The organism is Siphonobacter sp. SORGH_AS_0500 (assembly GCF_031453245.1).
In the GTDB taxonomy this organism is placed as follows: domain Bacteria; phylum Bacteroidota; class Bacteroidia; order Cytophagales; family Spirosomataceae; genus Siphonobacter.
On record NZ_JAVIYT010000001.1, the window covers coordinates 3,245,662 to 3,256,656 of the forward strand.

A 10,995-nucleotide genomic window follows, 5' to 3' on the forward strand; every position below is an offset into this window, starting at 1 on the left:
AGTTTAGCGTTTTAAGTTGTTGGTTGTCATCAACTCAAAATAGAAGAGCAAACGCATTCATCTTCTCTTCGTCAGTTCAAGTCATCAGCTCTCATTAACTCCTAACCCTAAACTCAAAACTCCCAACTCACTTATACAGCTTCTGGGCAGCGGCTTTCTTTTGCAGGAAGACATCGGAACGCCGGGCAAACTTCTTAAAATCTTCGGCACTTGCCTGCCCGGGATACGGAGCATAAAAGTGACCGGGGTTACCATTTCGCCACACCAGGACGTAAGACAATCCCGCGTCTTTGATGATCGGGGTTAATACCTCCGACCACCAGTCAGGCATGGGGAGTTTCTCCAGTCCGGTTTCGGTAATGGCGTATACTTTCTTTTTTTCTTTACCAATCGTTCTAAGGATCTCCACCATTTTGCGGGTATCCTCCAGAAAACGATCCGGCTTGGCGGTTTGTGGTCGGTGGTAAATGTCAAACCCTACCAGATCAATCACATCATCGCCGGGATAGCGTTCCAGGTACTCTTCACGCGAGGTAAAACGATCCGTGCTATACGCATATAACAGGTTATGAATACCTTTTTTATCTCGCAGATATTCAACGGTATAACGCCATAATTTCACGTACTCGTCCACCGTTGCGTGGTCTTTTCCCCACCAGAACCAGCTTCCGGTATGTTCGTGAAAAGGCCGGAAAATGACTGGTATTAACTCTCCTTTCGGGCCTTTCAGGCTGAGGAAATAGGTGGCTACCCGGTCCAGCCAGGAATCATATCGATTTTGAATTTCCTTATCGCTGAAAATGTTGCGAATGCTAAAATCCATGGCGTCCCAACTGGTTTTAGTGGGATCAACCGGATTGTTCAGATGCCAGCTAAACGTATTCACCCCACCCTGAGCATATACCTGCTGAATCATTTTCCGCTGACTTTCGAACGGGATGCCGTCAATTTCCTTCGTGCTATCCAGTTCAATTCGGCCCAAATCCCAACCGAAAACGGCAGGATACTCACCCGTTACGTCTTTCACATCCGAGCGACCGGCCTCGGCCCGCCAGTTTACCCCATACCCCAAATCATCCTGATGACCGAACATCGTTCCTTTTTTCGAGGCCTTCTGAAGATTGCGGTACAGGTTTCGGGTTTCTTTGGTGGCCTGACGATCAATGGGTAAGCTTTGAGCAAACAGACTTCCAGTCGTTAACCCCAGCAAAATAAGAGCAGTTCGTAGCATAAAACATTGATTAATTGCTAAAACTAAGAAGTAAAGAGACAAAAACGGGCTTCTATCCTATGATCTAGAATAGAAGCCCGATTGAGTTTGGGATTAAGAGTTTTGAGTTTGGGGTTTTGAGTTAACAAGTTGTGTAATCAACTCTGAACCTTTAACTCAAAACCCTAAACCCAAAACTTCTCTAACTCCACTATTAGTTGTATCCAGGATTTTGTTGCAGTCCCCAGGATTGTACTTCGTTCAGTGGGATGGGCAGTACGGGAATCGGATTAACTGATCCCTGAATGCTGTGAGACATGGCTGAGGCACGTACGGAAGTAGGTAATGAACTCATGTACGTTCCGGTACGAACCTGATCCCAGAAGTGCAGAGATTCCATTCCCAGCTCGACCCGACGCTCATGGTAAATCGCGTTCAGCAGAGCAGTTCCCGATACCGAAGCACCGATGGCGGGTAAAGCCGAAGCAGGTGTATTCGCGGGTTCGTAAGTCATGGTATTCAACACCGAACCTTTTCCTAACGTCGATTGACGGGCCCGGGTCCGAATCTGGTTCAGAATGGTGCGGGCTTCACTTTCCATACCCAGATGAGCTGCCGCTTCTGCTTTCATCAATAACACATCCGCATAACGCATTTTACGAATATTTTGCGGCGACTGAGAAGGCGTCGTTGGCTTCACAATGGCGGCTTTCCGGTTCAGGTAACCCGTTGAGTTTTCGGAAGGATAATTAATCACCTGCAAAAGGCCCGTGACAATATCACCCGTTTTATAAATCGTTATATTCTTGCGAGGGTCGTTTGCTTCGAAGGCATCCACCAGGCTTTGCGTCGGATTATTAAAACCCCAACCCCAGGTATTCCGGTTGTTCTGGATGATGTTATTCTCCGTTCCTACGCGTTGAATTCCCCAACCTACGTTCGACTCCGCAAACTGAATTTCGAAGATCGACTCCGCGTTGTTTTCGCTTTCCTCTTCCTGAATAGCCGCGTAGTTCGTCGTTAAACTATACTGACCCGATTTTACGATGGCATCCGCGTAATCGTATACCTGCTGCCAGGTGTGGTTATTGGTATTATCCGTTCCTAACTGATACATAATGGCACGGGCCAGGTACCCGCGAGCCGCACCTTTGGTAGCACGGCCAGCGTCAGCGGCATCGTATCCGTTTTTCTCGGGTAGTAAATCCAACGCCCGTTTGAAATCCGCTTCAATGAACGCATACGTTTCCCCTAAAGTCGCTCTCTTGCTGGTGCTATATTGAGACGTTTCCACGGGCTTGTCAAACAGAGGAAGCCCGCCGTACAAACGCAACATGTAGAAATAGCAATACCCCCGGATGAAGTAAGCTTCACCCAACAGACGGTTTTTCAGGGCTTCTTCAATCGGTGAATTTGCCAAGTTCTGAATAACCAGGTTAGCCCGGTACACGCCCTGAAACATGTTCTGCCAAACGGCCTGGGCGATGGTATTGCTTCCATTGGCCCGCCATTCTTTCAGCTCCTGAAGTGGAGGCATGTCGCCCGGCGTACTGCCTTTCTCCGCATCTTCCGAAAGTACATCGCCAAACATCCATTCGTAATTATGATTGACGTAGTTCCCTAAACCGTCGTTTCCTTCGTCATAACCCAACACGTCATAAGCGGCGTTAATGGCCAGAATAGCATTGTTGGCATCCTGATAATAGGTAACGTCGGTATCCTGTCCGAGGGGATCTTTCTGAAGGAAATCGCTACAGCTCTGCATCGTGCCACTCGTAGCCAGCAACAATGCAACTATGATATATTTGAATTTCATTTTTGTTGAGTTAATCGGTTTGGAGTTTTGGGTTTGGAGTTTTGGGTTTGGAGCTTGGAGTTGGAATGACCCACTCTAAAATTACTCCCTACTCTAAACCCAAAACCTTAAACTCTAAACCCTAAACATTCTTAGAAATTAAGCGTCAATCCGGCACGCCAGGTTTGGGGTTGGGGGTAGGTTCCTACGTCAACGCCAACGGCCAGCGGATTATAACTGCGGTTGTAACCGTACTCACCAATTTCAGGATCCAGCCCTTTGTAACCCGTTACAGTCAGGAGGTTGTCTACTGACACATACGCACGAACGGTTGACATTTTCCAGCGTTCCGTTACCGTTTTAGGAATGGTATACCCCAGCGTTACGTTCCGCAGACGGAGGTAATCACCGCTTTGTACGAACCGATCGCTGAAACGGTAGTTTGCATTCGCATCTTTTGCCGTCATGCGGGGCTCGTTTGTATTCGTATTTTCTGGCGTCCAGCGGTTGAGGCGATCAGGAACGGAATTCCAGATACCTTGTGAGTTTCGAGTGAAGTAATCCAGAGCATTCACTACTTCTACGCCCTGAACTCCCTGAAAGAAGATTTTCAGATCGAAGTTTTTATAGCCGAAATTAGCATTGATCCCGTAGCTGAAGTTAGGCGTGGCACTTCCCAGGTATACCCGGTCGTCACTGCTGATCACCCCATCTCCGTTCGTATCCACGAAACGAACATCGCCCGCCTGTGCTGCATTTTCAGGTTTGTACTGAGCATTATAGGCATTGGCTTCTTCCTGCGTTCTGAGGATACCATCCGTTTTCATTCCGTAGAAATAGGCAATCTCCCGACCTACTGATGTACGAGTAATGTTACCCCAGTTACCAATCACGTTGGCCGATTCAATGCCCGTTCCACCGCCCAAGCTGGTTACTTCATTTTTGATTTTCGTGAAGTTCACGCCCAAGTCGTACCGGAAATCGCCTACCTCATTGCGGTAGTTCAAAGCCAACTCGATACCGTTGTTACGCATACTACCCGCGTTCACGTACGGAGGTCCAACCCCTACGAATACGGGAACGGGAACCCGCACAATCATGTCAGTAGTGGTCTTCACGAAGTAATCAGCGGTCAGACTTAAGCTATGATTGAAGAAATCCGCGTCGATACCGATGTTTGAGCTCGTCGTCGTTTCCCATTTCAAATTGGGGTTACTCGCCATTGTCGGAGCGAAGCCTTCCACAATCTGGTTTCCGAATACGTAACGGTTACCCCCTGAAATCGTCGTTACATAACCGTAGTTATTAGCCGAGTTCTGGTTACCCACCTGGCCCCAGCCTGCCCGTAATTTCAGGTTGCTGATGGCATTAAGGTTAGCCATAAAGGGTTCATCCGTGATGTTCCAGCCCGCCGCGAAAGAAGGGAACAAACCCCAGCGATTGCTCGGCAGGAAGCGGGATGAACCGTCGTAACGCAAGGTTGCCGTTAACATGTAACGATCATTGTAACTATAGTTTGCCCGACCAAAGAAAGACAGAATGGATTCGTCCGACTGCGTGCTGGTTACGTTATAGCTATTGGCGTTACGGCTGGAAGACAGGTAACGTAAGTCTGCATTCGAAGGCACGTCATACGCCGTGATTCCGAAATCAGCATACGTTAACCGTTGCGACTCCGTACCGATCATCGCTCCTACGTGGTGCTTACCGAAATCGTTATCGTAAGTCAGGTAAGTGGATGAAACCCACTGGGTTTGCTCGCCACGTAATTCCGTCAACTGGCTATTGGCCCGTAACTCCTTAATATCCAGGAAGAATTCGGGTAAATATTGTTTGTTGTGAATGTTCCTGTAATTCACCCCGAATTGCGAACGAAGTTTGAAGTGCTTCAGGAATGAAGCTTCTGCGTAGGCATTCGCGTTCAGCAGACTTTCGTAACCTTTGTTACCCGACATTTCACTGGCGGCACGGGCAGGGTTATTTTCCTGCGAAACAATCGTACGGCCCCAGTTATTCGTCGTGCTATTCCAGGCAGGAGTAATAGGTTCTGCCCGCAAAGCGGTGGTTAATACCCCGGCAAACAAGTCATTATTGGTGAACGTTTTGTTCGTGCGAGAGAAGGCTGCCGAAACGCCACCTGTCAACCAGTTCGTAAACGTATAATCGTTGTTGAAACGCAGGAAATACTTACGCAATGAAGAGTTTTTTACGATACCATCCTGACCAAAATACGTTCCCGTCAGGCTGTAACGTGATTTATCCGACCCACCCATGACGTTCAGCGTGTAGTTCTGGATCGAACCCGATTGCATGACTTCCTTCTGCCAATCGGTACCAACCATGTTGGACTGAACGGCGTTGGTCAGTATCTGATATTCCTGGCCCGTTGGGTCCAGCACGGTTCCATCATTGCGATACGCTTCCAGACGCAGCGTTGCGTACTGACTGGCGTTCAGCAGACTTTGTTTTCTCCAGGCATTCTGAACCCCGGCATAACCATCCAGCGTAAATTTAGCCGGGCCTGAACGACCCCGTTTCGTAGTGATCAATACTACCCCGTTTGCTCCACGAGAACCATAAATAGCCGTTGCCGACGCGTCCTTCAGAATTTCCATCGACGAAATATCCGTTGGAGCCAGGAAGCTGATATCAGCCGTCTGGAAACCATCTACTACGTACAGAGGATCGGAGTTGTTGATCGTACCCACGCCCCGAATACGAATCCGGCTGGCTCCACCCGGCTCACCCGAATTGGCCGTTACGTCCACCCCTGCTACGCGGCCCTGCAAAGCCTGGGTTACGTTAGGCGTAGCGATCTGAGTTAACTGTTCCGACTTTACCGAAGCCACTGATCCGGTCAGGTCACTCTTGCGAGCCGAACCATAACCGATTACCACTACTTCATCTAAAGCTTTGGTATCCGAGTTCAGTACAATCGCATAGGTAGATTCAGAGGTTAATGGGATTTCTTTGGATTGCATTCCGACGAAGGATACCAGCAGTGTAGTACCATTGGTGGGAACATTTAACGTAAAACGACCCTCCGCATTGGTATTGGTCCCAACCGTCGTGCCTTTCACGGAAATACTGACGCCGGGTAATAATTCGCCCTTTTCATCGGCGACTGTCCCGGAGATGCTCCTGGTTTGAGCATACAGGTTACCCATACACCCCAGAAGCAGGCATATGGTGAAGATTAGATAAAGCTTCAATAGTTTCATAAGGTCAATTTTTTCGCAACAAAATTATGTTTCAATCTTATCAACCGAATAATACTATTTTATCATTTTTTAAAACAGATTGATATTTTTATCAGCCATATATTATCATATAATATTGATTAATTACTAAATTGACGATTATAGTGCGTATTTTTCTTTGATTATTCTAATGAAATCCACTATTAAATCTATCTTTGCTATAATACTATGTTATCATCGATTGTTGTTATTACCTAAAACTTCTTTTACTTTTGCTTTATGAGTAACATTTACCGGGAGATTACGCCCCTTACTCAGCACGACTGTTTTACACTGTTTGCCCGGGTAAAGTCAGATTTTGACTTTCCACTTCATTACCATGATGAGTTTGAATTGAATTTCATCGCTCATGGTGAGGGTATTAAGCGAATCATCGGGGATCATTCCGACGTGATTGAAAACCTGGAGCTGGTGCTGGTAGGCAGTAATTTGCCACATGGGTGGTTCAATCATCAGTGCCCTAATACCGCAATTCGGGAAATAACGATTCAGTTTCACCGGGATTTGTTTGATGAGAGATTATTACGCCGAAACCAGTTGAGTTTCATCCGGGCCTTACTCGAACGGGCCTCGAAGGGCGTGCTCTTTTCCCGCGAGACCATTGAAGCGGTTCGGCCCCGGCTGGAAGCCCTGACGCAAAAGAGCGGATTTGACTCCGTGCTGGATTTAATGTCTATTCTGCACGACCTGTCCATCTCGCGGAATATGCGTACGTTGTCGAATGCATCGTTCACAAACGATACCATTCATTATAATAGTCGCCGGATTGAAAAGGCCTTTGAATACATGCAGGGAAACTACGAAAAGAAGATTACCCTGGCCGACGTAGCCAAAGTAGCCAACATGCCGGAAGTTTCCTTCAGCCGATTTATCAAAAGAAGTACTGGTAAAACGTTTATAGATAGTTTAAATGAAATCAGGCTGGGGCACGCATCCCGCATGTTGATTGATACTTCTCAAACCATTGCGGAAGTCTCTTACAAATGCGGGTTCAATAACCTCTCCTATTTCAATCGAACCTTTCTAAAGAAGAATGGGTGCACGCCACGGGAATTCAGAAGTAATTATTCCGGTTCACGAGTATTTGTATAGGCGAATTCTGCTTATGACGTTAGCTCTCACCCGAGTTCCTTTGATTATATTCGAAAGTTCAATGCTTCCTCTAAACACGATATACATTTATTAACTCCTTTACTTGTGGAACGAAGAATTGCCCTTAAAAACATGGCCGTCGCCTTCGGCGGTCTGCTGAGCCTCCCCTCCTGGGCTCAGAACTGGACGACGGAGTCTGTTGCTGCACAGACGGCAAGCCGCTCCTACCTCTCCGCTGCCGATGATGCCTTGCTGGCTGAGATTGCAGAAACGATCATTCCCGAGACCGATATTCCGGGAGCAAAAAGCCTGGGCGTTCACACCTACATTCAGAAAATCGTAAAAGATTGTATGGATACGCAGGCTCAGGATGCTCTGGAAAACGGCCTGTATACGGTTGGTGATATTTCCAAGAAAAGTAAGGGCAAAGACTTCGTGGCTATGAATCAGGACGAACGGACTGCTTTCCTCAATGAGTTACTCACGCAGGGTGCCGACGAAGAGACGAAAACGTTTTATAATCTCGTGAAAACGCTGACGATCAAAGGTTTTACTACTTCGGAATATTACCTTACCAATGTAGCTCATTACCAGCTTGTTCCGGGCTTTTACCACGGATGTGTCCCCATTTCAACTAGCAAATAACGACAGTATGTATATTCAGGAAACAGCAGCGGGTAACCAGTTCGATGCCATCGTTATTGGTTCGGGGATCAGCGGTGGCTGGGCTGCGAAAGAGTTAACAAAACACGGGCTTAAAACCTTAGTGCTGGAACGTGGACGCGACGTCAAGCACGTCACCGATTATCCCACGGGCGTGATGAACCCCTGGGAATTTGAACACCGCAATCAGCTTCCGCTGGAAGTGAAACAGGCCAACCCGGTGGTGAGCAAGTGTTATGCTTTTTACGAAGGAACCACGCATTTTTTCGTGAAAGATGCCGAACATCCTTACGTGCAGGAAAAACCTTTTGACTGGATTCGGGGCTATCAGGTTGGTGGAAAATCCTTACTTTGGGCCCGGCAGACGCAACGCTGGAGTGACCTGGATTTTGAAGGGCCCGCCCGCGATGGTTTTGCCGTAGACTGGCCCATTCGTTATGCCGATCTGGCTCCCTGGTATAGTTACGTAGAAAAATTTGCCGGAATTTCCGGGAATAAAGACGGCCTGGCCCAGTTACCGGATGGTGAGTTTCAGAAACCACACGAAATGAACTGTGCGGAAACTCACTTTCAGAAAGCCATTGCCAGCAAATATAAAGATCGTCAGGTGATTCAGGGTCGTTGTGCCCACCTGACCGAACCCAAGGACATTCACTTCCAGCAGGGTCGTGCCCAGTGCCAGCACCGCACGATTTGCGAGCGGGGTTGTCCCTTTGGAGGCTATTTCAGCAGTAATGCTTCGACTATTCCCTGGGCAATGAAAACCGGGAAAATGACGCTTCGTCCTGATTCAGTAGTTCATTCCATCATTTACGATGAGAAAAAAGGGAAAGCAACGGGCGTTCGGGTGGTGGATGCGAACACAAAGAAAATGACAGAGTATTATGCTCGTATCATTTTCGTGAACGCCGCAGCGATGAATACCAACCTGATTCTGCTGAATTCTACCTCCAATCGTTTCCCTACTGGTTTGGGTAACGACAGCGGTGTGTTGGGTAAATACGTCGCCTTCCACAATTACCGGGCTACGATCTCGGCCCAATACGACGGCGATCTGGATTCGACGACTGCCGGTCGCCGTCCGAACAGCCCTTACATTCCCCGTTTCCGGAATTTACACAAACAGGAAACCAACTTCCTTCGTGGATACGCGGCTGGTTTCAATGCGGGCCGCAGTACCTATACCAATAACGAAGGCATCGGTGCGGACCTGAAGAAAAGCCTGCTGAATCCTTCCTGGGGCGGCTGGCACGTAGGTTCCCACATGATGGGCGAAACGATTCCAAAAGAAAACAGCACGGTTAGTCTGGATGGCACCCTGAAAGATCCGTTCGGTATTCCTCAACTCAAAATCAACATGTTCTATGATGATAATGACGAGAAGATGATGAAGGATTTCTACGAGCAGTTTACGGAAATGTACGAAGCTGCTGGTTTTAAAAACATCAAAACCAGGGATTCGAAGCAGGCCCCCGGCCTGGATATTCACGAAATGGGCGGAGCACGCATGGGGAAAGACCCTAAAACGTCGATGCTGAACAAGTGGAACCAGTTGCATGCCTGTAAAAACGTCTTCGTAACGGACGGAGCCGCCATGACGTCTACATCGACTCAAAATCCTTCCTTAACCTATATGGCTCTGACGGCTCGTGCGGTGGATTATGCAGTGAAGGAAATGAAAAAGCAAAATCTGTAATATTACAACGATAGCACTGATTTTAAGGTCTGGTACGGTTCGTGCCAGACCTTTTTTTGACTAATCCAGCCTTGGTTATGATAATAATTTCTTAATGAGAACGGCCTCAAGCTGAGCAGGGTATCGCAATATATTTACTGGAAATTCATGCGATATGCTTTCCCTCATTACCACGTTCGCTTTTGCCCAGGCTCTGATTGGTTTGTACGTACTACCCAAGCAAACCATCTTCAATCGTCATTATTTATACCTGAAAACCTTAATTGTTCTCATCAGTATCCACCTGGGCATTAAACTGTTTTTGCTCTCGGTACTGAAAGACCCGTATCTGTTTGGTCGGCTTAATAGCTTTACGACCTTTTCCTACGGGCCGCTGCTGTACTTTCAGTATAGGCAGTTCAAGGGTCAAAAGATGTCCCGAATGCACAAGGGTCTGCACCTGATTCCTTTCCTGCTGGCCTTTCTCCTGTACGTGTCCTGTCTCATCGGACAACTTCCCAGCCAAAATCCAGCTCTGTTTCATCAAGTGTTTGAGGTATTTGTTTACCTGTTGATGCTTTCCGTAGCCAGCTATACCGCCTATCTGCTCTGGAAACTTATACCGGATACACACCTACCCTCACACGAACGCAGTCTGTTGTTGCAATGCAGTGCGTTCTTCATGATCTCGGTGTTCATGGGGTATATTACGTCGTTTCTCAATAGCTGGCTGGGTACGCAGTGGGATGCTCATTTTTTCCCTTACCTCGCTTTTGGCTTCATTTGCTGGATCTGCCTGCGGTTCTTTCTGAGACAGCACACCGCTACACAGATAGGCTTCAAATCAGTAGCGTCTGTTCGTGAGACCTACGAAAAGTCAGGTCTTTCGGAGATGCAACTACAAGCCTATTTCGAAGCTCTGGAACAGTTCATGCGACGGGAAAAACCCTTTCGTAATCCTGAACTTTCTCTGGATGATTTATCCCAGGCTCTGAAAATTTCCCGCCACCAATTATCACAGGTATTGAATCAGAAAGCCGAGAAAAATTTTTACGCATACGTGAATGATTACCGCGTACAGGAAATGATCGTTTTGTTAAAAAAGCATCCCGGAGAAAAAATTGCGGAGCTTGCTCATCAGGTCGGCTTTCAATCGAAGACTACCCTAAATACCTACTTCAAAAAAGTGACTGGGTACAGTCCCACGCAGTATCAGCAATTCCTGAGTAATCCGGTACAAGAGGCATCCTAAATTTAACAATTCCTTAAAATTCACAAGTTCCTGATTTTCAATAAATCA

7 protein-coding genes are annotated in these 10,995 nt (G+C 47.4%); 4 read left to right on the forward strand and 3 right to left on the reverse strand.

The window, feature by feature from the left end:
* Positions 1-127 precede the first annotated feature (127 nt).
* The 3 genes from QE357_RS13910 to QE357_RS13920 all read right to left on the reverse strand — a co-directional run bounded on the left by QE357_RS13910 (position 128) and on the right by QE357_RS13920 (position 6,226).
* Positions 128-1,231, reverse strand: coding sequence for a glycosyl hydrolase (locus QE357_RS13910; RefSeq protein WP_309708474.1), 1,104 nt, complete (start codon positions 1,229-1,231; stop codon positions 128-130).
* 193 nt (positions 1,232-1,424) lie between these two features.
* Entirely contained in the window at positions 1,425-3,026 is a 1,602-nt protein-coding gene (locus QE357_RS13915; protein WP_309708477.1) for a RagB/SusD family nutrient uptake outer membrane protein, read from the reverse strand.
* Between the two features lie 131 nt (positions 3,027-3,157).
* Complete coding sequence (locus QE357_RS13920) at positions 3,158-6,226, reverse strand: TonB-dependent receptor (RefSeq protein ID WP_106635838.1); 3,069 nt, start codon at positions 6,224-6,226, stop codon at positions 3,158-3,160.
* 258 nt (positions 6,227-6,484) lie between these two features.
* On the opposite strand from QE357_RS13920, the gene QE357_RS13925 reads away from it, so the two are divergent.
* From QE357_RS13925 to QE357_RS13940, 4 genes are all read left to right on the forward strand, one after another.
* On the forward strand, positions 6,485-7,357 hold the full coding sequence (locus QE357_RS13925; protein ID WP_106635837.1) for an AraC family transcriptional regulator: 873 nt from the start codon (positions 6,485-6,487) through the stop codon (positions 7,355-7,357).
* A gap of 105 nt (positions 7,358-7,462) precedes the next feature.
* The gene (locus tag QE357_RS13930; protein ID WP_309708480.1) at positions 7,463-8,002 is read left to right on the forward strand and encodes a gluconate 2-dehydrogenase subunit 3 family protein; all 540 of its coding nucleotides are present in this window, start codon (positions 7,463-7,465) and stop codon (positions 8,000-8,002) included.
* A 7-nt stretch (positions 8,003-8,009) separates the two neighbouring features.
* Complete coding sequence (locus QE357_RS13935) at positions 8,010-9,716, forward strand: FAD-dependent oxidoreductase (RefSeq protein ID WP_106635835.1); 1,707 nt, start codon at positions 8,010-8,012, stop codon at positions 9,714-9,716.
* 154 nt (positions 9,717-9,870) lie between these two features.
* Complete coding sequence (locus QE357_RS13940; protein ID WP_309708484.1) at positions 9,871-10,947, forward strand: helix-turn-helix domain-containing protein; 1,077 nt, start codon at positions 9,871-9,873, stop codon at positions 10,945-10,947.
* Positions 10,948-10,995 lie beyond the last annotated feature (48 nt).